The sequence below is a fragment of the Roseibium sp. RKSG952 genome, from assembly GCF_009711355.1.
Genome location: NZ_SMMF01000329.1, coordinates 1 through 616, shown reverse-complemented (window position 1 = coordinate 616; position 616 = coordinate 1). Strand labels below are relative to the sequence as shown.

At 52.4% G+C, this 616-nt stretch carries 1 protein-coding gene; it reads left to right on the top strand.

The annotated features are described in order from the left end of the window. Positions 1 to 401 precede the first annotated feature (401 nt). A partial coding sequence (locus E1297_RS00905; RefSeq protein WP_196223100.1) for a DUF4116 domain-containing protein occupies positions 402 to 616 on the top strand: 215 nt, incomplete at its 3' end.

The following is a 616-nucleotide window of genomic DNA, read 5'->3' as shown; positions in this document are numbered from 1 at the left end:
CTGCAATATGTGCCGCAAGACCTTCGGACGGAGAAGCTTTGCTTCGATGCGGTTAGGCAAAACTGTAGAGCGTTACTCTATGTACCGAGAATACACCGGACACCGGGGATTTGCCGCGAGGCGGTGAAGCAAAAGGAAAGGGAATATTCTTCGGAAGCCCCCCGGAATCCAAAGGTATGTCCTGGAGAGGTGGGTCAACCTGAATGGGTGGCCACGAATATCCTGGAGACATTGAAACACATGCTTCCCCGGTAGAAACGGCCTCCTTGCGTATAGGAAGTACAGGCGTAGTCAAGGGTAATCGGGCGTTGATTGGTCACCTGTCTGCGATGTCCAGCCGGTAAATATTCTCGGATACTCCAGTTTAAAATCCTGGATTCCAAAAATCGAAGGATTCATTAATGACCAAGCGCACAACATATCTTGCCAATCTTGCCAACGTCTGCGCTGGCAAGCTCCTTGTGCTTTTGAGCCGGCAACTTGGTGGAGGGGTGTCTGACAAGAGCAAGACACGGCTCGACAGGACAAAGCGGGACATTGGTCAGCACCAGACACCGGAGCTCTGCCTCGAGGCGGTGAAGCAAGACGGCATGGCGTTGCAATATATTCCGGAAGC